This is a genomic window from Streptomyces sp. NPDC059861 (assembly GCF_042731435.1).
In the GTDB taxonomy this organism is placed as follows: domain Bacteria; phylum Actinomycetota; class Actinomycetes; order Streptomycetales; family Streptomycetaceae; genus Streptomyces.
The window spans coordinates 69,280-91,314 of sequence record NZ_JBHWJQ010000031.1 but is presented as its reverse complement, the minus strand read 5'-3'; the positions used below and the strand labels follow the sequence as shown (position 1 = coordinate 91,314).

The 22,035-nt window shown below is 72.7% G+C and carries 23 protein-coding genes and 1 tRNA gene; 15 read left to right on the top strand and 9 right to left on the bottom strand.

Annotation, left to right across the window (positions count from 1 at the left end; all coding sequences use genetic code 11):
* Window positions 1–41 precede the first annotated feature (41 nt).
* From tdh to ACFV6X_RS25250, 8 genes are all read left to right on the top strand, one after another.
* Window positions 42–1,070 (top strand): L-threonine 3-dehydrogenase, encoded by a 1,029-nt coding sequence (tdh, locus tag ACFV6X_RS25285; protein ID WP_385387021.1) that lies wholly within the window; start codon window positions 42–44, stop codon window positions 1,068–1,070.
* Between the two features lie 29 nt (window positions 1,071–1,099).
* Complete coding sequence (locus tag ACFV6X_RS25280) at window positions 1,100–2,293, top strand: glycine C-acetyltransferase (protein ID WP_385387019.1); 1,194 nt, start codon at window positions 1,100–1,102, stop codon at window positions 2,291–2,293.
* Window positions 2,294–2,344: 51 nt separating this feature from the next.
* On the top strand, window positions 2,345–3,247 hold the full coding sequence (locus ACFV6X_RS25275) for a LysR substrate-binding domain-containing protein (RefSeq protein WP_385387018.1): 903 nt from the start codon (window positions 2,345–2,347) through the stop codon (window positions 3,245–3,247).
* 46 nt (window positions 3,248–3,293) lie between these two features.
* Window positions 3,294–3,875, top strand: coding sequence for a helix-turn-helix domain-containing protein (locus ACFV6X_RS25270; protein WP_385387016.1), 582 nt, complete (start codon window positions 3,294–3,296; stop codon window positions 3,873–3,875).
* Entirely contained in the window at window positions 3,872–4,405 is a 534-nt protein-coding gene (locus ACFV6X_RS25265; protein ID WP_385387014.1) for a GNAT family N-acetyltransferase, read from the top strand. Before ACFV6X_RS25270 ends, ACFV6X_RS25265 begins: the two co-directional genes overlap by 4 nt.
* A 30-nt stretch (window positions 4,406–4,435) precedes the next feature.
* The gene (locus ACFV6X_RS25260; RefSeq protein WP_385387012.1) at window positions 4,436–4,795 is read left to right on the top strand and encodes an MmcQ/YjbR family DNA-binding protein; all 360 of its coding nucleotides are present in this window, start codon (window positions 4,436–4,438) and stop codon (window positions 4,793–4,795) included.
* 106 nt (window positions 4,796–4,901) lie between these two features.
* Window positions 4,902–6,266 carry an MFS transporter gene (locus tag ACFV6X_RS25255; protein ID WP_385387010.1) on the top strand — a complete coding sequence of 455 codons (1,365 nt, stop codon included), beginning with the start codon at window positions 4,902–4,904 and terminating at the stop codon, window positions 6,264–6,266.
* A gap of 80 nt (window positions 6,267–6,346) precedes the next feature.
* Window positions 6,347–6,420, top strand: a tRNA-Pro gene (locus ACFV6X_RS25250).
* A 107-nt stretch (window positions 6,421–6,527) separates the two neighbouring features.
* On the opposite strand, the gene ACFV6X_RS25245 is transcribed toward ACFV6X_RS25250, so the two are convergent.
* A complete protein-coding gene (locus ACFV6X_RS25245; RefSeq protein ID WP_385387008.1) occupies window positions 6,528–6,782 on the bottom strand; it encodes a hypothetical protein in 255 nt (84 codons plus the stop codon).
* A 589-nt stretch (window positions 6,783–7,371) separates the two neighbouring features.
* Between ACFV6X_RS25245 and ACFV6X_RS25240 the strand changes: the two genes are divergently transcribed.
* On the top strand, window positions 7,372–7,575 hold the full coding sequence (locus ACFV6X_RS25240; RefSeq protein ID WP_007379522.1) for a cold-shock protein: 204 nt from the start codon (window positions 7,372–7,374) through the stop codon (window positions 7,573–7,575).
* A gap of 551 nt (window positions 7,576–8,126) precedes the next feature.
* On the opposite strand, the gene katG is transcribed toward ACFV6X_RS25240, so the two are convergent.
* Window positions 8,127–10,346, bottom strand: a complete 2,220-nt coding sequence (gene katG, locus ACFV6X_RS25235) for a catalase/peroxidase HPI (RefSeq protein ID WP_385387005.1) — start codon at window positions 10,344–10,346, stop codon at window positions 8,127–8,129.
* Window positions 10,347–10,379: 33 nt separating this feature from the next.
* Window positions 10,380–10,814 (bottom strand): Fur family transcriptional regulator, encoded by a 435-nt coding sequence (locus ACFV6X_RS25230; protein WP_385387003.1) that lies wholly within the window; start codon window positions 10,812–10,814, stop codon window positions 10,380–10,382.
* Window positions 10,815–10,984: 170 nt separating this feature from the next.
* On the opposite strand from ACFV6X_RS25230, the gene ACFV6X_RS25225 reads away from it, so the two are divergent.
* Window positions 10,985–11,818 carry a DUF899 domain-containing protein gene (locus ACFV6X_RS25225; protein WP_385387001.1) on the top strand — a complete coding sequence of 278 codons (834 nt, stop codon included), beginning with the start codon at window positions 10,985–10,987 and terminating at the stop codon, window positions 11,816–11,818.
* Here the strand turns inward: ACFV6X_RS25225 and ACFV6X_RS25220 are convergent.
* Window positions 11,784–12,203: a molybdopterin-binding protein gene (locus ACFV6X_RS25220; protein WP_385386999.1), complete on the bottom strand. Its 420-nt coding sequence runs from the start codon at window positions 12,201–12,203 to the stop codon at window positions 11,784–11,786. The genes ACFV6X_RS25225 and ACFV6X_RS25220 overlap by 35 nt on opposite strands.
* Window positions 12,204–12,384: 181 nt before the next feature.
* Here ACFV6X_RS25220 and ACFV6X_RS25215 point away from each other — a divergent pair, with 181 nt between their 5' ends.
* The 3 genes from ACFV6X_RS25215 to ACFV6X_RS25205 are packed head-to-tail and all read left to right on the top strand — an operon-like array spanning window position 12,385 to window position 15,358.
* Window positions 12,385–12,627 (top strand): hypothetical protein, encoded by a 243-nt coding sequence (locus tag ACFV6X_RS25215; RefSeq protein ID WP_385386997.1) that lies wholly within the window; start codon window positions 12,385–12,387, stop codon window positions 12,625–12,627.
* Window positions 12,624–14,852 (top strand): heavy metal translocating P-type ATPase, encoded by a 2,229-nt coding sequence (locus tag ACFV6X_RS25210; RefSeq protein WP_385386995.1) that lies wholly within the window; start codon window positions 12,624–12,626, stop codon window positions 14,850–14,852. Before ACFV6X_RS25215 ends, ACFV6X_RS25210 begins: the two co-directional genes overlap by 4 nt.
* On the top strand, window positions 14,849–15,358 hold the full coding sequence (locus ACFV6X_RS25205; protein ID WP_385386993.1) for a copper chaperone PCu(A)C: 510 nt from the start codon (window positions 14,849–14,851) through the stop codon (window positions 15,356–15,358). The genes ACFV6X_RS25210 and ACFV6X_RS25205 overlap by 4 nt, the downstream gene beginning before the upstream one ends.
* A gap of 3 nt (window positions 15,359–15,361) precedes the next feature.
* Here ACFV6X_RS25205 and ACFV6X_RS25200 read toward each other — a convergent pair whose 3' ends face one another.
* Window positions 15,362–16,120 (bottom strand): YqjF family protein, encoded by a 759-nt coding sequence (locus tag ACFV6X_RS25200; protein WP_385386991.1) that lies wholly within the window; start codon window positions 16,118–16,120, stop codon window positions 15,362–15,364.
* 190 nt (window positions 16,121–16,310) lie between these two features.
* On the opposite strand from ACFV6X_RS25200, the gene ACFV6X_RS25195 reads away from it, so the two are divergent.
* Window positions 16,311–17,006 carry a hypothetical protein gene (locus tag ACFV6X_RS25195; protein ID WP_385386989.1) on the top strand — a complete coding sequence of 232 codons (696 nt, stop codon included), beginning with the start codon at window positions 16,311–16,313 and terminating at the stop codon, window positions 17,004–17,006.
* Between the two features lie 176 nt (window positions 17,007–17,182).
* A complete protein-coding gene (locus ACFV6X_RS25190) occupies window positions 17,183–17,839 on the top strand; it encodes a sigma-70 family RNA polymerase sigma factor (RefSeq protein ID WP_385386987.1) in 657 nt (218 codons plus the stop codon).
* A gap of 79 nt (window positions 17,840–17,918) precedes the next feature.
* Here the strand turns inward: ACFV6X_RS25190 and ACFV6X_RS25185 are convergent, their stop codons facing one another.
* From ACFV6X_RS25185 to ACFV6X_RS25170, 4 genes are read right to left on the bottom strand one after another with little or no spacing between them, the layout of a single operon-like run.
* Window positions 17,919–18,455, bottom strand: a complete 537-nt coding sequence (locus tag ACFV6X_RS25185; protein WP_385386985.1) for an NUDIX hydrolase family protein — start codon at window positions 18,453–18,455, stop codon at window positions 17,919–17,921.
* A gap of 15 nt (window positions 18,456–18,470) precedes the next feature.
* The gene (locus ACFV6X_RS25180) at window positions 18,471–19,613 is read right to left on the bottom strand and encodes an amidohydrolase family protein (protein WP_385386983.1); all 1,143 of its coding nucleotides are present in this window, start codon (window positions 19,611–19,613) and stop codon (window positions 18,471–18,473) included.
* Window position 19,614: 1 nt separating this feature from the next.
* Window positions 19,615–21,018 (bottom strand): glutamine synthetase, encoded by a 1,404-nt coding sequence (locus ACFV6X_RS25175; RefSeq protein ID WP_385386981.1) that lies wholly within the window; start codon window positions 21,016–21,018, stop codon window positions 19,615–19,617.
* 43 nt (window positions 21,019–21,061) lie between these two features.
* Window positions 21,062–21,874, bottom strand: a complete 813-nt coding sequence (locus ACFV6X_RS25170) for an SAM-dependent methyltransferase (protein ID WP_385386980.1) — start codon at window positions 21,872–21,874, stop codon at window positions 21,062–21,064.
* Between the last annotated feature and the right edge of the window lie 161 nt (window positions 21,875–22,035).

Here is a 22,035-nt window from a genome sequence, read left to right as displayed (position 1 = left end):
GCATGCCCGCGGCAGGGATCTCACCCTCAGGAGCCGTAGCGGTGAAGGCGCTGGTCAAGGACAAGGCGGAACCAGGGCTGCGGCTCATGGACGTGCCGGAGCCGCAGGTCGGCCCCGGCGACGTACTGATCAAGGTGCTGCGCACCGGCATCTGCGGCACCGACCTGCACATCCACTCCTGGGACGGCTGGGCGCAGCAGACGATCCGCACCCCGCTCGTGCTCGGGCACGAGTTCGTGGGCGAGGTCGTCGGGACCGGCCGGGACGTCACTGAGATCAAGTCCGGCGACCGGGTCAGCGGCGAGGGCCATCTCGTGTGCGGCAAGTGCCGCAACTGCCTGGCCGGGCGCCGCCACCTGTGCCGGGCGACCATCGGGCTCGGGGTCGGACGGGACGGCGCCTTCGCCGAGTACGTCGTGCTGCCCGCGACCAACGTGTGGGTGCACCGCGTGCCGGTGGACCTCGACGTCGCGGCCATCTTCGACCCGTTCGGCAACGCAGTGCACACCGCGCTGTCGTTCCCGCTGGTCGGCGAGGACGTGCTGATCACCGGGGCCGGCCCGATCGGGCTGATGGCCGCCGCCGTGGCCAGGCACGCGGGCGCCCGCAACGTCGTCATCACGGACGTCAGCGAGGAGCGGCTCGACCTGGCCCGCAAGATCGGCGTCAGCCTCGCCCTCGACGTGCGCGAGTCGTCGATCGCGGACGGGCAGCGCACCCTGGGCCTGCGGGAGGGCTTCGACATCGGCCTGGAGATGTCCGGCCGCGCGGAGGCGCTCCAGGACATGATCGCGAACATGACGCACGGCGGGCGGATCGCGATGCTCGGCCTGCCCGCGCAGGAGTTCCCTGTCGACTGGGCCCGGATCGTCACGTCGATGATCACTCTCAAGGGCATCTACGGCCGGGAGATGTTCGAGACCTGGTACGCCATGTCGGTGCTGCTGGAAGGCGGCCTCGACCTCGCCCCCGTGATCACCGGCCGGTACGGCTACCGCGACTTCGAGGCGGCGTTCGCCGACGCGGCGAGCGGCCGCGGCGGCAAGGTCATCCTCGACTGGACCGCGTAACCCCCACAGCACTTCTAGGAGACCCCGTCATGTTCGACTCCGTGCGCGACGACCTGCGCGCCACCCTCGACGAGATCCGCGCCGCCGGTCTGCACAAGCCCGAACGCGTCATCGACACCCCGCAGTCCGCGACCGTCAACGTCTCCGCGGGCGGCCGGCCCGGTGAAGTGCTCAACTTCTGCGCCAACAACTACCTCGGCCTCGCCGACCACCCCGAGGTGATCGCCGCCGCCCACGGGGCCCTCGACCGCTGGGGCTACGGCATGGCGTCCGTCCGTTTCATCTGCGGCACGCAGGAGGTGCACAAGGAGCTGGAGGCGCGGCTGTCCGCCTTCCTCGGCCAGGAGGACACGATCCTGTACTCCTCCTGCTTCGACGCCAACGGCGGTGTCTTCGAGACCCTGCTCGGCCCCCAGGACGCGGTGATCTCCGACGCCCTCAACCACGCCTCGATCATCGACGGCATCCGGCTGTCCAAGGCCCGCCGCTTCCGGTACGCCAACCGTGATCTGGACGACCTGGAGCGCCAGTTGAAGGAGGCGCAGTCGGCGCGGCGACGGCTGATCGTCACCGACGGCGTCTTCTCCATGGACGGCTATCTCGCGCCCCTGCGGGAGATCTGCGACCTCGCCGACCGCTACGACGCGATGGTCATGGTCGACGACTCGCACGCCGTCGGCTTCGTCGGCCCCGGCGGGCGCGGCACCCCGGAACTGCACGGTGTGATGGACCGGGTCGACATCATCACCGGCACCCTGGGCAAGGCACTCGGCGGCGCCTCGGGCGGCTACGTCGCCGCCCGCGCCGAGATCGTCGCGCTGCTGCGCCAGCGCTCCCGGCCGTACCTCTTCTCGAACACCCTTGCCCCGGTGATCGCCGCCGCCTCGCTGAAGGTGCTCGACCTGCTGGAGTCGGCGGGCGACCTGCGGGAGCGGCTCGCCGAGAACACCGCGCTGTTCCGGCGCCGGATGACCGAGGAGGGCTTCGACATCCTGCCCGGCGACCACGCGATCGCGCCGGTGATGATCGGCGACGCCTCGCGGGCCGGCCGGATGGCGGAGCTGCTGCTGGAGCGCGGCGTGTACGTGATCGGCTTCTCGTACCCGGTGGTGCCGCAGGGGCAGGCGCGGATTCGCGTCCAGCTGTCGGCCGCCCACTCGACGGAGGACGTCGACCGCGCGGTGGACGCGTTCGTCGCGGCGCGGGCGGAGCTCGACGCCTGAGCCCCGGAAGGGGTGACCTGCGGACACGGCCGGTTTGAGAGAATCGGTGCCATGATCGAGGCGCGGCGGCTCCACATCCTCCGTGCGGTGGCCGACCACCGCACCGTGACGGCGGCTGCCGCCGCGCTGTATCTCACCCCCTCCGCGGTGTCCCAGCAGCTCACGGCCCTGGAGCAGGAGACGGGGCACCGGCTGGTGGAGCGGGGCGCCAAGGGGGTACGGCTCACCGCGGCCGGCGAGATCCTGCTCAGCCACACCAACGCCGTCCTCGCCCAGCTGGAGCGGGCGGAGGCGGAGCTCGCCGCGTACAGCTCGGGCGCCGCCGGCACGGTCAGCGTCGCCTCCTTCGCGACCGGCATCGCCCAGGTCGTCGCGCCGGCGGTGGCCCGCCTCGCGCGTACCGCGCCCGGCATCCGCATCCGCGTCCGGGACGCCGAGGGGGACGCCAGCCTGCCCATGGTGCTGGACCGGCAGGTCGATGTCGCGGTCGCCGTGGAGTACCGCGGGGCTCCGCCGGCCGACGATCCGCGGCTGGCGCACGTCCCGCTGTACGCCGAGCCCTTCGACGCGGTGGTGCCCGTCGGCCACCGGCTGGCGGAGACGGGCGAGGTGCCGCTGGCGGAGCTGGCCAAGGACGCGTGGATCGGCCCGTATCCCGGCAACCCCTGCCATGACGTGGTGGTGCTGGCCTGCGAGGCCGCCGGGTTCCAGCCCCGCTTCGAGCACTCCTCGGACGACTTCCGCGCGGTGGTGGCCCTCGCCTCCGCGGACGCGGGGGTGGCCCTCGTACCGCGCTCCGCGCTGCGCTGGATGGATCTCACCGGCGTCGTCGTCCGTCCGGTGGACGGGGAGGCGCCCACGCGCCGGGTCTTCGCCGCCATCCGCCGGGGCGCGGAGGAGCATCCGCTGATCAGGCCGGTGCTGGAGGCACTGGGGGAGGCCGCGCACGCGTGAGGATTCAGTAACACGGCCGTCTCATATTCGGGATAGCGTCCCGGATATGAGACATGAGCAACGCGACGCCCCGCCCGACGTCGACACCCGGCTCGGCGCGCGACTGGCCGAGCTGCGGGCCGAACACGGCTGGTCCCTCGGGGAGCTGGCCGAGCGCAGCGGGGTGAGCCGGTCGACCCTGTCCCGCGCGGAGCGCGCGGAGATCAGCCCCACTGCCGCCGTGCTGAACCGCCTCTGTGCCGTCTTCGGGCGCACGATGTCCCAGTTGCTGAGCGAGGTCGAGGGGGAGTCCGCGCTGCTGGTGCGGGCCGCCGACCAGCCGGTTTGGGAGGACCGGGCCTCCGGATTCGTACGCCGGTCCGTGTCGCCGCCGCACGCCGGACTGCGCGGCGAACTGGTCGAGGGGCGGCTCGCGGTGGGCGCGGACATCGCCTACGACCGGCCGCCCGTGCCCGGCCTGGAACAGCACATCTGGGTGCTGGCGGGAGCCCTCGCGGTGACCGTGCAGGACGTCGAGCACCGGCTCGCGGCGGGGGACACCCTGCGGTTGCGGGTGTGGGGGCCGACGCGGTTCCGGTGCGCCGGGGAAGAGGCTGTGCGGTACGTGCTGGCGGTGGTGCTGCCGTGAACGTGGAAACGCTGAACGAGTCCCAGGTGCTCGAACACGCCGAGGAGTTGGCGGACCTGCTGGTCGACACCGTGCACAGCGGCGCCTCGGTGGGCTTCCTCGCGCCGCTCGACCGGTGTGAGGCCCTGGCCTGGTGGCGGGGGCGGGCGGCCGGCGTGGCCGCCGGTGAACTCGCCGTCTGGGCGGCCCGTGAGGGGACGCGGGTGACCGGGACCGTGAGCCTGGCCTTCGCGGACAAGCCCAACAGCCGGCACCGGGCGGAACTGGTCAAGCTCATGGTGCGTCGCGAGGCGCGCGGGCGGGGCCTGGGGCGGCGGCTCCTCGACACCGCCGAGCGGGCGGCCGTCGCGGCCGGTGTCACGCTCCTCCACCTGGACACCGAGACCGACAGCCCCGCCGAGCGCCTCTACCGGGCGGCGGGCTGGACCCCGCTCGGCGCGATCCCCGACTACGCGGCGAGCCCGGCGGGGGTGCTGCGGCCGACGACCGTCTACTACAAGCAGGTCGGCACACCCGCCCTCGCCGGATGACTGTCGGTGGCGGGCGCTACCTTGCGTCTCATGCCGGATGCCGAAGACGTACGTCGTATCGCCCTGTCCCTGCCGGACACGACGGAGAAGATCGCCTGGAGCATGCCCACGTTCCGGGTCGCGGGGAAGATGTTCGCCACGCTGCCGGAGGAGGAGACCTCCATCGCCGTGCGCTGTCCCAAGGAGGAGCGCGACGAACTGGTCCTGGCCGAGCCGGAGAAGTTCTGGGTGGCCGACCACGAGGCGCAGTTCGCCTGGGTGCGGGCACGGCTGTCCGCGCTGGAGGACGAGGACGAGCTGCGGGACATCCTGGCGGACTCCTGGCGGCAGGCGGCGCCGACCCGGCTGCTCGAGGCCCACCCGGAGCTGGGGCTGCCGTCCGGGCGGTGAAATTCCCCCCGGGGTTGTCGGCGCGGGGTGGCATGATCCGAAGGGGTGGGCCTCGGCCGCTGGGGTGACCGGGGCTTCGTGGGACGTGGGGAGGGGAGCGCGGGGGATGGGCGGCATACCGGACAACGTTGCCGACGCGGGGGAGCGGGGCGGCTCGGGCAACGGCGGTGAGGCCCGTGCGGGGAGCCGTTCGGGCAAGGGCGGTGCCGGACCAGCCGTGCGGCCGGTCTGGTCGCGTGACTTCGGGTTGTTCTTCGTCGCCCGCGCCGTGGCCCGGCTCGGCGACACCATGCTCCCGGTGGCGCTCGCCGCGGGCCTGCTCCAGCACGGGTACGGCGCAGGTGCGGTCGGCCTCGCCATGGCCGCGACGGCCGGGGCGTTCGCCGCGCTGGTCGTCTTCGGCGGGGTCATCGCCGACCGGTTCAGCACGCGCAAGCTGATGATCTGGGCCGACGTGGTGCGGCTGGGTACCCAGGCCCTCACCGCGGCACTCTTCTTCGCGGACCGTGTGGTGCTGTGGGAGATCTGCGTGATCGGCGTGGTCAACGGCGTCGCGAGCGCCGTCTTCCAGCCCGGCGTCGCCAGCATGGTGCCCCGGCTCGCCTCCGACATCCAGGGTGCCAACGGCGCCGTACGCATCGCCGAGTCCTCGGCCCAGCTCGTCGGCCCCGCCGTCGCGGGCGTGCTGGTCGGCGTCGCGTCGGCGGGCGGTGTCTTCGCCGCGCACGCCGCCACGTACGCGGTCAGCGCCCTGTGCCTGCTGTTGCTGCGGCTGCCGCCGCCGGTGCCGGGCAGCCGTGCCGCGGGGCGCGGGGCGCGCGCCTTTCGGGACGCTCTCGTGGAGGGGTGGCGGGAGTTCAGGGCGCGCACCTGGCTGTGGGGCGTCATCGCCGTCTGGTGTCTGTACATGATCGCCGTCTTCGGCCCGACCGTACCGCTGGTGGCGACGGAGGTGGTCCAGGAACACGGCCCACGCGCCTACGGCCTGATCAACTCCGCTCTTGGCGCCGGCACCGTCGTCGGCGGGCTCATCGCGCTGCGGCTGCGCCCCCGCCGGATGCTGCGGGCCGGGGCGATCGCCCTGTTCGGCTTCGCGGGGTTCCCGGCGACCGTCGGGCTCGGCCTCGACGTGCCGGCGATGGCGGCCGGCGCCGCCGTCGCCGGGGCCGGGATGTCGTTCTGGGGCGTCATGTGGGCGACCAGCGTGCAGACCCAGGTCCGGCCCGCCGTCCTCAACCGCATCCACGCCTACGACGTGGCCGGCTCCCTCGCGATGCTGCCCGTCGGCCAGGCCCTCGCGGGGCCCGCCGCGGCCGCCCTGGGCGCGGACCGGGTCCTGCTCGTCTCCGGCGCGATGAGCTTCGTCGTCGTGTTCGCGCTGCTCGCGGTGCCCGCGATACGCGATCTGGTGCGCGTCGACACCCACCGCACCCGCGCGCCGGCAGCGGCGCCCTCGCCGCGGCGGGCGTAAACGGGTGCGCGACCACCGACCCGAGTGCGGTATTGTTTCCCTGCGCGTTCGCCCGGGGGAAACCCCAGGTCAGACCGCACCGGGACGTGGCGCAGCTTGGTAGCGCACTTGACTGGGGGTCAAGGGGTCGCAGGTTCAAATCCTGTCGTCCCGACTGGAGACAGTCGCAGGTCACGGCCGGTTTCGGAGGCATCCGAAACCGGCCCTTGATCATTCTTGGGGACCAGCTGGGGACCGGCGTCCTTGACCGGGGTCAGCGGGTCACGACGATCGGGCTCGGCAGCGAGCGAGATGCGCGGAGCACGCTGAGGTGTGCAGATCGGGCGCGTCGGCGGTGTTGAACCGGAACGGAACGCCGGCCTGGGCCAGATGCGAGCCAACCGTCAGCTCGGCGAGGTGGGTGCGGAAGAACTGCATGCCCGCCCCACTCATGTCCGTGAACGCGTGAAAGTCCCGGCGTTTGCCGTCCAGCCCCACGGGCGCCGCTGTCTCGAGAATGGTCAGCGTCTGCTGCACGGCCACCAGGATGGGGTTGTTCCACCACGCGACGACCACGCTGGGGTGCAAGCCTGGCCGGCGGTACTCGAAGTACCAGCGCAGCGGGTGGGAAGTCGCACTGTCCAGCCACCTTCGAGGACAGGGAGATCACCGCTGCTGTTCTGCGCGTTCACTCTCCGATGCTACGAACGACACTTGCTCTCCAGGCTCGGTCATCGCCGGCACCGCCCCGTTCGGAGCCCTGATCGCTATCCCGCGATCGCCAGTTCGCTCGGCGCCTCGATGCCGCTCTGCTGTGAGCGCACCGACGGCAGCACGGCCACCGACGTGACCCAAGCTGACTGTGGATCGAGGTGTGGACTCCGGCGGGTCCAAACGGCAGGCGATGGCAGGCGTACACCGACAGGGCGGCCGTTGACGCCGTGTTATCGCTAGCGGCGGCCGCTACACCGGTATAGCGTAGTGACTCAGCAGTCGTGGTTCCGAAGTCTCGTTCGCCCGTGATCGCAATCACGGGCGTTCTTGCTGTTCAGCGCCTCTCCGGACCAGGGCGATCACCTCCCGGGCACGCAGGGTGCGAGCCCGGTTTCCCTCGAAGGAGACAGTCATGGCCAAGGGCACGGTCAAGTGGTTCAACAGCGAGAAGGGCTTCGGCTTCATTGAGCAGGAGGGCGGCGGCCCCGACGTCTTCGCCCACTACTCCAACATCGCTGCCCAGGGCTTCCGCGAGCTGCAGGAAGGCCAGAAGGTCGAGTTCGACGTCACCCAGGGCCAGAAGGGCCCGCAGGCGGAGAACATCCGCCCCGCCTGATCCCGCAGCCTCGCTAGGGTCCGGCCTCCCTTCGGAGGCCGGACCCATCCCTGCGGATGGGCCATTACGGCGGCGATCCGAGCGGCGTTCTGACATGTGAGGTCCCGATGAGCCATCGGCGGCAGCGCAGATGTGCCGCGACGCCTCCGGATGCGAGACGGCCGATGATCCGCTGCCGCGATGAGTGGGGCAGTTCGCAGCTTCGTTGTTGCTGGGTCGCATCACGGAGAGGCATGGGGCAGAGCGAGGGCATGACGTGGGGACCACTTGGCGACCACACGGTGTGCCCGCTGGTGCACGACAGGCCGTCGCATGCACTTTCTGCGCCCGGACTAAGTCTGCTATATACGGAAAATACCCTTGCCCCTCACTCCTGGGGGTCAAGGGGTCGCAGGTTCAAGTCCTGTCGTCCCGACCAGCTTCATCGCAGGTCGGAGGCCGTCTTCTCAGAAAGCTGAGAAGGCGGCCTTTCCCGTGTGTGCGGGCACGGCCGAGGCCGTCCGGTCCGGCACACAGCGTGCCGGACCGGACGGCCTCATGGCTGACTCAGGTCAGACCAGGTCGAACCGGTCCAGGTTCATGACCTTGTCCCACGCCGCGACGAAGTCCGTCACGAACTTCTCCTTCGCGTCGTCGCTCGCGTAGACCTCCGCGACCGCACGCAGCTCGGAGTTGGAGCCGAAGACGAGGTCGGCACGGGTGCCGGTCCACTTGACCTCGCCCGTGGCGGCGTCGATGCCCTCGAACGTGGTCTGGTCCTCGGACGTCGACTTCCACGTCACACCCAGGTCGAGCAGGTTGACGAAGAAGTCGTTCGTCAGGGTGCCCGGGGTCTCGGTGAGGACGCCGTGCTTGGACTGCTGCGAGTTGGCGCCCAGGACGCGCAGACCGCCGACGAGCGCCGTCATCTCGGGGGCGCTCAGCGTCAGCAGGTTCGCCCGGTCGAGCAGCAGGTACTCGGCCGGCAGGCGGTTGCCCTTGCCGAGGTAGTTGCGGAAGCCGTCCGAGGTCGGCTCCAGCGCGGCGAACGACTCGGCGTCCGTGTGCTCGTCCGTCGCGTCGACACGCCCCGGGGTGAAGGGCACCTCGATGTCGTGGCCCGCGGCCTTGGCGGCCTTCTCCACGCCCGCGCAGCCACCGAGGACGATCAGGTCGGCCAGTGAGACCTTCTTCGCGGAGCCCGCGTTGAACTCCCGCTGGACGTTCTCCAGGGTGCGCAGGACCGAGGCGAGCTGGTCGGGGTCGTTGGCCTCCCAGCCGCGCTGCGGCTCCAGGCGGATCCGGCCGCCGTTGGCGCCGCCGCGCTTGTCGCTGCCGCGGAACGTCGAGGCCGAGGCCCACGCCGTGCCGACCAGCTGCGGGACGGTCAGGCCGGAGTCGAGGAGCTTGGCCTTGAGGGCCGTGATCTCCTCGGCGCCGATGACCTCGCCCTGGGCCTCGGGCAGCGGGTCCTGCCACAGCAGGGTCTCCTCCGGGACCTCCGGGCCGAGGTAGTGCGACTTCGGGCCCATGTCGCGGTGGGTCAGCTTGTACCAGGCACGCGCGAAGGCGTCCGCGAACTCCGCCGGGTTCTCGTGGAAGCGGCGGGAGATCGGCTCGTAGATCGGGTCGAAGCGCAGCGACAGGTCGGTGGTGAGCATCGTCGGGAGATGCTTGCGCGACGAGTCGTGGGCGTCGGGGATGACGGCCTCGGAGTCCTTCGCGACCCACTGCTTGGCGCCGGCGGGGGACTCGGACAGCTCCCACTCGTAGCCGAACAGGTTCTCGAAGAAGTTGTTGCTCCACTGGATCGGCGTGGTGGTCCAGGTGACCTCCAGGCCGGAGGTGATGGCGTCACCGCCCTTGCCCGTGCCGTAGGTGCTCTTCCAGCCGAGGCCCTGCTCCTCCATGGAGGCGGCCTCGGGGTCGTTGCCGACGTGGTCCGCCGGGCCGGCGCCGTGGGTCTTGCCGAAGGTGTGGCCACCGGCGATGAGGGCGACGGTCTCCTCGTCGTTCATCGCCATCCGGCGGAAGGTCTCACGGATGTCGCGGGCCGCGGCCAGCGGATCCGGGTTGCCGTTGGGGCCCTCGGGGTTGACGTAGATGAGGCCCATCTGGACGGCGCCGAGGGGGCTCTCCAGCTCGCGGTCGCCGCTGTAGCGCCGGTCGTCGAGCCAGGTGGTCTCGGGACCCCAGTAGACGTCCTCCTCCGGCTCCCAGACGTCCGCCCGGCCGCCGCCGAAGCCGAAGGTCTCGAATCCCATCGTCTCCAGGGCGACGTTGCCGGCGAGGATCATCAGGTCGGCCCAGGAGATGTTCTGGCCGTACTTCTTCTTCACCGGCCACAGCAGACGGCGGGCCTTGTCCAGGTTGGCGTTGTCCGGCCAGCTGTTCAGCGGCGCGAAGCGCTGCTGGCCGGCGCCGGCGCCGCCGCGGCCGTCGCTGATGCGGTAGGTGCCCGCGCTGTGCCACGCCATCCGGATGATCAGCGGACCGTAGTGGCCGAAGTCGGCGGGCCACCAGTCCTGCGAGGTCGTGAGCACCTCGGCGAGGTCCCGCTTGACGGCCGCCAGGTCGAGGGACCGGAACGCCTCGGCGTAGTCGAAGTCCTCACCGAGCGGGTTGGAAACGGCGGGGTTCTTGGCGAGGATCTTCAGGTTGAGGCGCTCCGGCCACCACTGGCGGTTGCCACCGCCCTGCGTGGGGTGCGCGGCGCGCCCGTGCGCGACCGGGCAGCCTCCTGTGCCCTCCGTCTTGGGGTCGGTGACGATTGCATCCGGGTTCTCAGCCATGGGCATCCTTCTTCGGGACATGGATCACGGTGCTCAGGAACTACGGGTGGAACAGGCGGGGCACAGGCCCCAGTAGATGACCTCGGCCTCGTCGATCGAGAAGCCGTGGTCGTTCGACGCGGTCAGGCAGGGGGCCTGGCCGGTCGCGCACTCGACGTCGGTGACCGTGCCGCAGGACCGGCACACGAGGTGGTGGTGGTTGTCGCCGACGCGCCCCTCGTAACGGGCGGGGCTGCCCGCAGGTTCGATCCGGCGGACGAGTCCCGCCGCGGTCAGCGCGTGCAGGGCTTCGTACACCGCCTGCAGGGATATGTGGCCCACACGGTCGCGCACCCCCGAAGCGATCGCCTCGACGCCCAGGTGGTCTCCGGCCCGGACGGTCTCCAGCAGTGCGACACGGGCCGCCGTCACCCGCAGGCCGGCACCGCGTAGCTCCTCGGCGGTGGTCGGTTTCGGGGACGCGGTCATGCGGGCGAACCTATCGCGGTAAACACGAACGGTTCAAGAAAACGAAGGGTTAAATCAAGAGCCGTGTCGGACGACGCCCGGCTGGGCGGGGCGGGCGCGGTGGTGGGCGGAGCCGTGGGGGAGAAGCATGGTGACCGACGCCGTTTCCGGACCACGCGGAGGTGAGGGCCATGACCGAGCTGCCCGAGGTGGTGTCCCGCGAGGAGTGGCTGAGCGCGCGCAAGGAGCTGCTGGCCGCGGAGAAGGAGCTCACCCGCGCCCGCGACCGGGTCAACGCCCGACGGCGGCGGCTGCCCATGGTCCGCGTCGAGGCGCCGTACACCTTCGAGGGCCCGGACGGCACGGTCGGGCTGGCCGACCTGTTCGAGGGGCGGTCCCAGCTGGTCGTGCACCACTTCATGTGGATCTACGACATCGACGCCGACGGCACCGAGCACCCCCGTGACCACGGCTGCTCCAGCTGTTCCTCCGCCGCCGACCAGATCCCCGCCCGTCTGCGCCAGCTGCACGTGCGTGGCACCTCCCTGGCCGCGGTGTCCCGGGCGCCGTACTCCAAGATCGCCGCGTTCCGCGACCGGATGGGCTGGACGTTCCCCTGGTACTCCGCCGCGGACAGCGCCTTCAACTACGACTTCCACGCGACGATCGACGACCGGGTGGCCCCGGTGCTGGTCAACTACCGCACCCCGGCCGAGCTCGCCGGGGCGGGCGAGCCCTGGGACGCGAGCCGGCGCGGCGACTACCCCGGCATCAGCGCCTTCCTCCGGGTCGGCGAGGAGGTCTTCCACACCTACTCCGCGTTCGGCCGCGGCATCGAGGAGTTCCACAACGGTGACAACTACCTCGATCTCACCGCGCTCGGCCGCCAGGAGGCCTGGGAGGAGCCGAGGGGCCGCGCGGAACCCCTCGGCCTGCAGGTCGGCGGCCCCGCGATACGCCTCCCCGACGAGTACGGCGACGCGCCCGGCGTCACCCCGTCGCCAGGGACACCTCCGTCGCCTTGATCAGGGCGACCACCGGAGAGCCCGGCGCCAGACCGAGGTCGTCGACCGCGTCCTTGGTGATCGCGGAGGTCAGCTCCCCGCCCTCCACCGCCACCTTGACGGAGGCCATCGCGCCGCCCGTGCCGACCCCCAGCACCGTGCCGCGCAGCCGGTTGCGGATGGAGAGTCCCTCCACAGGGCCCGTGGCGAGGGAGACCTCCGTGGACTTGACGAGGGCGCGTACGGCGGCCCCCTCGGTCAGCGCCAGGTCCCGTACCGCGTCCGCGGTGATCGCCGCGGTGATGTCCTGCCCGCCGTCGAGACGCACTCCGACGATCGCCATCACCTCGCCGGAGGTGATGGCGGTGACGGTGCCGGGCAGCTGGTTGCGGATACTCAGGGCCATGGTGAAACACCTCAAAGGGGGAAGAAACGGTGCTCGCTGCGCGCCCTACCGTAACCGTGTGATCGCACAGTGTGACCTACCCCACACCGGTGGCGTGGAACTCCAGCCGTCCCGCCCCCGACTCCTGTACCGGCACGGTGCGAACCGAGTGACGCCGTGCGACGCGATCTGGAGACCGGTGATGCACGACCCCCGACCACCCGCCCGCCGCGCCCCCAGGGCGCTGAGGGACCTGCTGCCCCCGCCCGCCCTCGGCGGATTCCTCCTCCTGCTCGCCGCGGTCTTCGTGGTGGCCTACGCCGTCGGATCGGCCGTCGGCCCGGTCGCGCCCGGCATGCACCGCCCGGACGGCGGCGCCACCGAGGCGGACCCCCACAGCGGCACCGGCACGCACGGCGACCACACCGAAGGCCGCACCCCATGACGACCAGGCCGGCGCCCGCCCTGACGACGACCGACCTCACCGTGGGCGGAATGACCTGCGCGGCCTGCGTGCGACGGGTCGAGAAACGGCTGGCCCGCCTCGACGGCGTCATCGCCACCGTCAACCTGGCCACCGGCCGGGCCCGGGTGACCCACCCGACCGTCGTCCGCCCCGAGGAACTGGTCGCCACGGTCGAGCAGGCCGGCTACACGGCCGCCCTGCCCACACCGTCCCAGGCCCCCGAACCCGGCGCCGGGAACGACTCCGAGCTCGGCCGGCTGACGGTGACGGCATCGCTCGCGGTGCCCGTGCTGGTGCTGTCGATGGTGCCCGCCCTGCAGTTCCGCAACTGGCAGTGGCTCTGCTTCGTCCTCGCCGCGCCGGTCGTCGTATGGGGAGCCTGGCCTTTCCACGTACGGGCCGCGCGGGGCCTGCGGCACGCGGCGTCGACCATGGACACCCTGGTCTCGCTCGGCGTACTGGCCTCCTTCGCGTGGTCGGCGTACGCGCTCTTCCTCGGCGGCGCGGGCGACCCCGGCATGCGGATGCCGTTCGGTCTGGTGCCGTCCGCGGCCGACGGCGTCGCGCATGTCTATCTCGAAGCCGCCGTCGCCGTACCGCTGTTCGTGCTGGCGGGCCGCGTGCTGGAAGCGCGAGCCCGGCGCGGCACCGGTGCGGCGCTGCGCTCGCTGGCGCGGCTCGCCGCCAAGGAGGTGTCCGTGCGGGAGGAGGGCGGCGGCGAACGGCTGGTCCCCGTCGGGCTGTTGACGACCGGGCAGGTCTTCGTCGTGCGTCCCGGAGAGCGGATCGCCACCGACGGCGAGGTGGTCGAGGGCAGTTCCGCCGTGGACCTGGCCCTAGTCACGGGGGAGAGCGAACCCGTCGAGGCCGGCCCCGGCACCGCGGTGCTCGGCGGGGCGGTCAACGTCGGCGGGCTGCTCCTCGTCCGGGCCACCGCGGTCGGGGCGGACACCCAACTCGCCCGGATCACCGCGATGGTGACGGAGGCCCAGGCGGGCAAGGCGAAGGCGCAGCGGCTGGCCGACATCGTGGCCGGGGTGTTCGTACCGGTGGTGCTGACGCTCGCCGTGACAGTCCTCGGCTTCTGGCTGGGTGCCGGGGCCGATCCACAGGCCGCGATCACCGCGTCCGTCGCCGTCCTGGTCGTGGCCTGCCCGTGCGCGCTGGGCCTCGCGACCCCCACCGCCCTGATGGCCGCGACCGGCCGCGGCGCCCAGCTCGGCGTGCTGGTCACCGGGCCGCAGGCGCTGGAGGGGCTCCGGCACATCGACACCGTCGTCCTGGACAAGACCGGCACGCTCACCTCCGGGCAGATGACCGTCGCCCGGGTCACCACGCCGCCGGGCGGGCCGGGCCGGGACGCCGTACTGCGGCTGGCCGGGGCCGTGGAGCAGGGATCCGAGCATCCGCTGGGGCGGGCGATCACCGCCTACGTGGGGCGGCCGCTGCCCGGCGTGCGGGACTTCTCCGCCGAGGCCGGACGGGGCGTGCGGGGCAGGGTCGAGGGGCGGCTCGTCGAAGTCGGCGCCTGCGAGGGGGAGTTGCCCGGCGAACTGGCCGAGGCGCGGCAGGCGGCGCACGCGGCCGCGCGGACGCCGGTCCTGGTGCGGGTGGACGGGGCGGCCGCCGCGGTCGTCGAGGTCGGGGACGTCGTACGGCCGGGCAGTTACCGCGCGGTGGAACGGCTGCGCCGCCTCGGTATCGAGCCCGTCCTCGCCACCGGCGACGCCGACGCGCCCGCACGAGCCGTCGCGGCGTCGCTCGGCATCACCGAGGTGCACGCCCGCCGCACCCCGGAGGGCAAGACCGACCTGGTACGGCGGCTGAGGGCGGACGGACGCCGGGTCGCGGTGGTCGGCGACGGGGTGAACGACGCCGCCGCGCTGGCCGGCGCCGACCTCGGCATCGCCATGGGCGGCGGCACGGACGTGGCCATCGGTGCGGCCGACGTGACGCTGGTGCGCGGGGACATCGAGGCGCTCGCGGACGCGGTTCGGCTGGCCCGGCGCACCCTGGGCACGATCCGCGCCAACCTCGTCTGGGCCTTCGGCTACAACGCGGTGACGCTGCCGCTGGCCATGGTGGGGCTGCTCACCCCGATGCTCGCCGCGGCGGCGATGTCCGTGAGCTCGCTGCTGGTCGTCGGGAACAGCCTGCGGCTGCGCACCTGGCAGCCCGGGCGTGGACGGCGGCCCGCGCGATGAGCCGACCGCGTGCCGCCGACAACCTGCTCACCGCCCTCGCCCCGGTGGCGGCCTGTGCGGTCGCCCTCGGCGCGCTGACCGCGTGGGTCGACACCGGCCGGGCGGGCAGACCGCCCCGGATCGAGGTCGCGCCGGGCCGGGTCTTCCTGCCGTTCGGCGACACCGAGGACACGGCGGCGTTCTTCGACATCACCAACTCCGGGGGAGCGGAGGACCAACTGGTCGCGGTGACGTCCGGCACGGCCGGCCGGGAACCCACGCTCAGCCGCCACCGGATGACCGACAGCGGAGCCGCCTACCGCGCCGCCGTCGGCTCCGCCTTCGTCCCCGCGGGCGGCGACCTGTCGATGACACCGCTCGGCCTGGACGTGAGCCTGCGGGCCGACGCGGGCTGGCACGTGGGCGACGTCGTGCCGTTCACGCTCCACTTCGAGCGCAGCGGCCGGGTCGAGACGTCGGCGGTGGTGGTGCTGCCGGGCGGTGGCCAGGCCCCCGGCCAGAGGTGAACGTCAGCCCTGTCGGCGGGCGGGGCGGCCGAAACGTACCGGCACCCCCGGTGAGTACAGGACGCTCGCCGGTTCGCCGACCGGCGCCGGCAGGCCCGCCGCGGCCACCAGGTCCTCCTCGCATTTCAGGACTTCGGCGCGGTGCAGGGGCCAGCGCGGGTGGGTGTTCGGGAGGTGGACGGGGCGCCCGAGGAGCGTGGTGTGCATACCCCAGCGGGCGGTCAGGAAGTGTTCGACCTCGGTGGGCTCGGCCACGGGCTCGCCGACGCGCAGGGTGATCCGGCTGTACGCGCCCCTGGGGCCGGGCAGCCGCCGCGTGCTGGTGTAGGTGAGGACGTCGCCCTCGCGGGACACGGTCATCCTCGACCACGCGTAGGGGAGCCGGAACACCGAGCGGCCGACCGCCACCGGCAGCAGCCGGGAGGCGTCCAGCGAGCGGAAGACCACGCCGCGGCGCCCGTGGCTGTCGACCGAGTAGAGCCGGACGTTGGTCTCCGGGAAGTTCCCCAGATACGGCACGCCGGGCAGCCCCAGCCAGCCGACCCGGTGCATCCGGAACGCCACGAGACCGACGTACGTCACCCCGTCCAGGGTGTCCGGGACGCAGCCGGCCGGCAGCAGGGGCGCCACGTCCGCGGGGTCGGCGGCCCAGTGCAGAAGGGCCAGATCCAGCCATGACTGGGTGAGCAGCGGGCGGGGCGTGGAACCGGGCGGATCGGCGGATATCGGCTCGGGTTCGACGGCGGGGCGGGGGGAGGGCACGTTTCGAGGATGCCAGAGGGGAGGCGGGCCAGGGAGTACGTCGTCTTCCACAGCGGTCGGCCCGAACGCCGGGCTGGTTCCGGCATATGTGTGTGGTCTGTCTCACGCGTCTCGGATTGAGTCACCGACACCACCCAATTCCGTACCCACCGTTGACGACCGCGCGCCGGATGCAAGGATGAGGGCCGTCATGACTGTCGGGTGGTGTCCTCGCACGGTTCGGGCCGCGGTGTTCGCGGCCGTCTGTGTGCTGCTCGCCGCCCTGGGTCACGTGCTGATGTCCGGCAGCGATGTGCCCTGGTGGACGCTGGCCGCGGGCGCCGCCGTGACCGGTGCCGCGGGCTGGGGGCTGGCCGGCCGGGAGCGCGGACTGCCGCTGATCGTGACCGTCGTCGTCGTCGCCCAGACGGCCCTGCACTCCGCCTTCTCCGTCGCCCAGTCGATGGCCGCCGGGCCCGCGCTCCGTACGCACTCGGATGACACGGGGCACGACATGTCGGCGATGCCCATGGACGCCGCGGACATGGCGGCGATGCCCATGGGCTCCCCGCACACCCACTCCGCGGACGCCATGGACGTGGCCCATGGCGGGGCCATGGACCACGTCATGGACGGCTCGTCCTCGTTCGGCATGCTCGCCGCGCACCTGCTGGCCGCGCTGCTGTGCGGCCTGTGGCTCGCGCACGGCGAGCGCGCCGCGTTCCGCCTCCTGCGCGCGGTGGCCGGATGGCTCGCGGCACCACTGCGGCTGCCGCTCGCCGTGCCCGCCCCGCCGCACCACCCGCGCCCCCGCCTGCGGCGCCGCAGGTCGGCGCGGTCACCGCGACGGCTCCTGCTCGTCCACGCGATCACCTCTCGGGGGCCGCCCCTGGGGACCGCTGTCTGACGACAGCCGGTAACCCGGGGCAGCCTGTGCGCGCCTTGGGTCACGGCCGTACGCCCGCGCGGGCATCCGACACCGCGCAGGACGCCGTACGGCCGCTCCCCCCTCACCGGATCCCGTACCGCACGCGCGCCCACGCGCCGCCGGCCGGGGTCCTGGACGGCCGACAAGGACACCAGGTGATCACTCCTGCCCTGCCCGACGTACGCGAGAGAACCGAGGACCACGGGAAGACCGACGACCACGAACCGACCGCGCCCCACGGGGCCGAATCCGCCGACGACTCGATAACGGCATGGGCGCTGGCCGCCCGCACCGGTGACCCGGCGGCCGTCGACCGCTTCGTCCGCGCCCTGCACCGTGACGTCCTGCGCTACGTCGCCCATCTGTGCGGCGATCCGCAGGCCGTCGACGACCTCGCGCAGGACACGTTCCTGCGCGCGCTCGGCAGCCTGCACCGGTTCGAGGGGCGCTCCTCCGCGCGGGCCTGGCTGCTGTCGATCGCGCGGCGCGCGGTGATCGACAGCTACCGCTACGCCGCCGCCCGGCCACGCCTGTGCGACGTACCGGACTGGCGGCTTGCCGTGGAACTGGCCCAGCCGCGTGACCTGCCCGGCTTCGACGACGGCATCGCGCTGCTCGACCTGCTGGCCGTGCTGCCCGAGGAGCGGCGGGAGGCGTTCGTGCTCACCCAGTTGCTGGGACTGCCGTACGCGGAGGCGGCCGCGCTGAGCGGCTGTCCGGTCGGCACGGTCCGCTCCCGGGTGAACCGGGCCCGCGCCACGCTCGTCGACCTGCTGGCTGCGGCGGACCAGCCGGCTGCGCTGGTGGCCTGACCGACGGGAGGGCGCCGGTCAGGACCGGCGCCCTCCCGTCCGCACGCCTCGTGGCCACGGCGTCATCCGGTGCGACCGGTCAGAACGCCAGCCCCACGTGCGCCAGCGCCTGCTTGAGCAGCACCCCGTGCCCGCCCGGCATCTCGCTCTGCAACGCCGGCGAGGCCGCCTCGTGCGGCTCGAACCACTCCAGGTCGAGCGCGTCCTGCCGGGGCCGGCAGTCGCCGGTCACCGGCACCACGTAGGCGAGGGACACCGCGTGCTGGCGGGGGTCGTGAAACGGCGTGATGCCCTGGGTCGGGAAGTACTCGGCGACCGTGAAGGGCTGGAGGGAGGCCGGGATCCGGGGCAGCGCCACCGGGCCGAGGTCCTTCTCCAGGTGCCGCAGCAGGGCGTCCCGGACCCGCTCGTGGTGCAGGACCCGGCCGGAGACCAGGGTGCGACTGACCGTCCCGTCCGGTCCGATGCGCAGCAGCAGGCCGATGCTGGTGACTTCACCGCTGTCGTCGACGCGCACCGGCACCCCCTCGACGTACAGGATCGGCATGCGGGCGCGCGCCATCTCCAGCTCGTCGGAGGACAGCCAACCGGGCGTGGTCTCGGTCATGTCAGACATTGCTTGATCATACTTTCAGGTGTCGTCGGAAAACCGGTAGACCCGGTGGGCGTTGTCCCGCCCCGCCCACCGCACGACGCGCAGCGCGTCCGGCAGGCCCAGCTCGTCCGAGTCGACCCGCTCCTGGAGCAACTCGGCCAGCCCCCGCCGGAAGGCCAGGGCACCCAGCAGGTGGAACTCCGCCACACCGTAGGCGTCGGAGCTGTACAGCAGCTTGCGGAACGGCGTGATCTCCGTCGCTTCGGCCAGCACCGCGCCCGCCCGGCCCGGCCCCACGTGGTGCAGGGTGAGGCCGACGTCGAGGTACACCTGCTCGAACACGGCCGCGAGATAGGCGGCTTGGCGCTGGTACGGCCAGCAGTGCAGCAGCATCACCGGGATCGTGCCGGAGGTCAGGTGCAGCCAGTCGGTCAGGTGGGTGGGGTCGCAGCGGTGCAGCCGGACGTCGTTGTCCCCGAAGCCGGTGTGCAGCTGGAGGGGGAGCCCGAGGCCGACGGCCGTCCACAGCAGGTGCCGTACGAGCACGGGGTCGTCCAGCCGGCCGCCGTCCGCCGGCAGGTGCCGGGCGGCCTCGGTGATCTCGGCCTCCGTGGGGCGGGCCGGGTCCAGGTCGAAGCCCGTGCGGTAGGCGGCCACCGACTTCACCGCCACCACACCGGGCTGCCGTACCGCCTCCCACGCGGCAGCCTCGAACGTCCGCGCGTACGCGTCCGGTTCGACCCCGGCCGCCAGCACGGCCTCGGCGACGGTCTCCAGCCGTACGACCTCGTGCGCGAGGGCACCGGCACCGGCGAGCTCCGCCAACTGCTCCGGCGTGGTGAGGCCTTCGGGGGTGTAGCCGGTGTCGACGCAGAACACCTTCGTCCCGGCGGCGGACAGGAACCGCCGGTTCACCTCCTCCGGGCCGAGCCCCGCCCGGCGGGCCACGTACTCCCCGGCCGGGGCGTGGCGCGGCAGGTCCAGCAGGGGCGCGCAGTGGCGGCGGACGGCGACGCCGACGGGGCTGTCGAAGGGCGAGACGCCCGGCCATGCCTCGCCCTCGGTGAGCAGCGACGCGAAGCCCGGCATGTCCAGGCCGGCCGTGACGACGCCGTGGCAGTGGTGGTCCACCAGGGGCAGCGCGTCCAGCGCCTCCGCGACCGGTCCGGCGGTGCCCACGTCAGTAGACCCAGCGGTAGGCCGCGGCCACCCGCTCGTCGTCCAGCCCGGCCACGGCGGCGATCTCCCCGAGCCGTACGGCGATCACCGCGTCGGCCAGCACCTCTCCCAGCGCGGCCCGCACCCCGTCGTCCCGGCGGAACGCGGCGACGGCCTCCTCCAGCGACTCCGGCAGCCGGCGCACCCCCCGTCGCGCCGCCTCCTCGGCGCCCAGCCGCGCCGGGTCGCCCGTGGTCTGCTCCGGCAGCGGTGCGGCCGTCGCGAGGCCGTCCAGTCCGGCGGCGATCACGGAGCCGAGGGCGAGGTAGGGGTTGGCGGCCAGGTCCACGGGCTTCACCTCCAGGTTCGCGGCCTGGTCGCGCAGGCCGGCGGTGCCCGTGATGACCCGCACCGCGGTCTCCCGGGTCTCCAGGCCCCATGCCGTGAACACGCCGGCCCACTGTGCCGGCCGGAGCCGCAGATAGCTCGCCGGGCTCGGGGCGGTCACCGCCAGCAGGCCCGGCAGATGGCCGAGGATCCCGGCCGCGAAGGACTCGGCGTCCGCGGTCATGCCGTGCCGGCCGGTGCCGCCGGAGTGCAGGTTGACGCCGTCGCGCCAGGCGGAGAGGTGCAGATGGCCGCCGTTGCCGACGCCCTCGCCGGAGACGGCCGGGGCGAAGGAGGCACGCAGACCGTGCCGCCCGGCAACCGCGCGGATGGTCTGCCGCAGCAGCACGCTCCGGTCGGCAGCCGCCACCGGGTCGAGCGCCCCCACCGAGACCTCGAACTGCCCGGCCGCGTACTCGGGGTGTACCTGGTCCACGTCCACGCCCTGCGCGGCGCACGCCGCCAGCAGATCGGCCGTGCAGTCGCTCAGCTCCACCTGCCGGGTGGCGCCGTACGCCGGTCCTGACACCGCCGGTACGAACTCCCCGCCGGGCGCCGACCCCAGCCCGAGCGCCCACTCGATCTCCACGGCCGCCCGGAAGGTGACGCCGTGCTGCCGGGCCGCACGGTCGACGACCCGGCGCAGAAACGTGCGGGAGCAGGCCGGGTGCGACTCGCCGTCCTGGGTGATCCGGTCCACCGGTGCCCACGCCCAGCCGGGCTGCGCGGCGAGCACGGTCAGCTGGTCCAGGTCGGGGTAGAGCCGCAGATCACCGTCCGGCGAGCCGAGCACATCGGTGGTGACGACGGAGTCGTTGGCGAGGAAGGTGTCGAACACCGGTGACATCCCCACGCCCCAGGCCGTGGCCGCCGGGAGCCGCGCCGTCGGGATCCCCTTGACCCGGCCGATGCCCGCCGTGTCGACGTACGACAGGACGATCCCGTGCACACCCCGCGAGGACAGCTCACCGCTGAGCGCGGAGGCCCTTTCGGTCTCACCGGGACGGCCACCGGGGACCGGGTCGGCAAGGGTCGTCATACGTCCTCCTCGACGGGGCGCGGCGGCCGGGTCGGTACCGGAGTCAGGGTTTCACGGCCACCGCGCCGTACTGCGGTACCACGACGGGGGCGTGCAGCTCGGCGCGCCAGGCGGAGCATGACACCAGGCCCGGTTCGAGCATCTCCAGCCCGTCGAGGAACGACGCGATCTCGGCGCCACTGCGGGCGGTGACCGGCGGGGTGGCGTTCTCGTTCCAGAACTTCATGGCCGGGATCTGGCCCTCGCCGCCCAGCTCCGCGTCGTGCGTGGGGTGCGTCATGGCCAGGTAACTGCCCGAGGGGACGGCGGCCATGACCCGGCGCACGATGTCCCGCGCCTCGTCGGTGTCCAGCACGAAGTTGAGGATGCCCAGCATCATCACCGCGACGGGACGCGTGAAGTCCAGGGTGCGCGTGGCCCGGTCGAGGATGAGGTCCGGGTCGCGCACGTCGGCGTCGACGTAGTCGGTGACGCCGTCGGAGGTGCCGGTCAGCAGGGTCCGGGCGTGTATCAGCACGATGGGGTCGTTGTCGACGTACACGATCCGCGACTCGGACGCGATACGCTGGGCGATCTCGTGGGTGTTGTCCGCCGTCGGGAGCCCGGTGCCGATGTCCAGGAACTGCCGCACCCCGCGCTCGCCGGCCAGGAGGGACACCGCCCGGCCGAGGAACTCGCGGTCCGCCCGCGCGATGTCCCGGACCAGCGGGAACATCGAGGCGACATGGTCGCCCACCTGGTGGTCGACCTCGTAGTTGTCCTTGCCGCCGATCCAGTAGTTCCAGACCCGTGCGTTGTGCGCCACACCGGTGTTCAGGCGTGCCGATCCCTCCGCCGGGGTGGGAGCCTCGCTCACGTCTCTTCCTCTCCTCGCCCGTACCGCAGTTGCCGCCATTGTGCCGCGTTCAAGATCGGCCCGCGGGCGAACCGGCGGACCGGGGCCTCACTCGTACGAAGGAGAGTTCTGGGTAGGGTTGACGGCCGCACCCGGAACGACGAGCGGCGCGCGATCGGGCA

Excerpts from the sequence above, each read along its gene's own strand:
- ACFV6X_RS25275 (WP_385387018.1), top strand. The coding sequence starts at position 2,345 with ATGATCGAGGCGCGGCGGCTCCACATCCTCCGTGCGGTGGCCGACCAC.
- ACFV6X_RS25185 (WP_385386985.1), bottom strand. The coding sequence starts at position 18,455 with ATGTCTGACATGACCGAGACCACGCCCGGTTGGCTGTCCTCCGACGAG.
- ACFV6X_RS25205 (WP_385386993.1), top strand. The coding sequence starts at position 14,849 with ATGAGCCGACCGCGTGCCGCCGACAACCTGCTCACCGCCCTCGCCCCG.
- ACFV6X_RS25260 (WP_385387012.1), top strand. The coding sequence starts at position 4,436 with ATGCCGGATGCCGAAGACGTACGTCGTATCGCCCTGTCCCTGCCGGAC.
- ACFV6X_RS25270 (WP_385387016.1), top strand. The coding sequence starts at position 3,294 with ATGAGACATGAGCAACGCGACGCCCCGCCCGACGTCGACACCCGGCTC.
- ACFV6X_RS25195 (WP_385386989.1), top strand. The coding sequence starts at position 16,311 with ATGACTGTCGGGTGGTGTCCTCGCACGGTTCGGGCCGCGGTGTTCGCG.
- ACFV6X_RS25210 (WP_385386995.1), top strand. The coding sequence starts at position 12,624 with ATGACGACCAGGCCGGCGCCCGCCCTGACGACGACCGACCTCACCGTG.
- ACFV6X_RS25240 (WP_007379522.1), top strand. The coding sequence starts at position 7,372 with ATGGCCAAGGGCACGGTCAAGTGGTTCAACAGCGAGAAGGGCTTCGGC.
- ACFV6X_RS25175 (WP_385386981.1), bottom strand. The coding sequence starts at position 21,018 with ATGACGACCCTTGCCGACCCGGTCCCCGGTGGCCGTCCCGGTGAGACC.
- ACFV6X_RS25280 (WP_385387019.1), top strand. The coding sequence starts at position 1,100 with ATGTTCGACTCCGTGCGCGACGACCTGCGCGCCACCCTCGACGAGATC.
- ACFV6X_RS25220 (WP_385386999.1), bottom strand. The coding sequence starts at position 12,203 with ATGGCCCTGAGTATCCGCAACCAGCTGCCCGGCACCGTCACCGCCATC.
- ACFV6X_RS25230 (WP_385387003.1), bottom strand. The coding sequence starts at position 10,814 with ATGACCGCGTCCCCGAAACCGACCACCGCCGAGGAGCTACGCGGTGCC.
- ACFV6X_RS25225 (WP_385387001.1), top strand. The coding sequence starts at position 10,985 with ATGACCGAGCTGCCCGAGGTGGTGTCCCGCGAGGAGTGGCTGAGCGCG.
- ACFV6X_RS25255 (WP_385387010.1), top strand. The coding sequence starts at position 4,902 with ATGGGCGGCATACCGGACAACGTTGCCGACGCGGGGGAGCGGGGCGGC.
- katG (WP_385387005.1), bottom strand. The coding sequence starts at position 10,346 with ATGGCTGAGAACCCGGATGCAATCGTCACCGACCCCAAGACGGAGGGC.
- ACFV6X_RS25215 (WP_385386997.1), top strand. The coding sequence starts at position 12,385 with ATGCACGACCCCCGACCACCCGCCCGCCGCGCCCCCAGGGCGCTGAGG.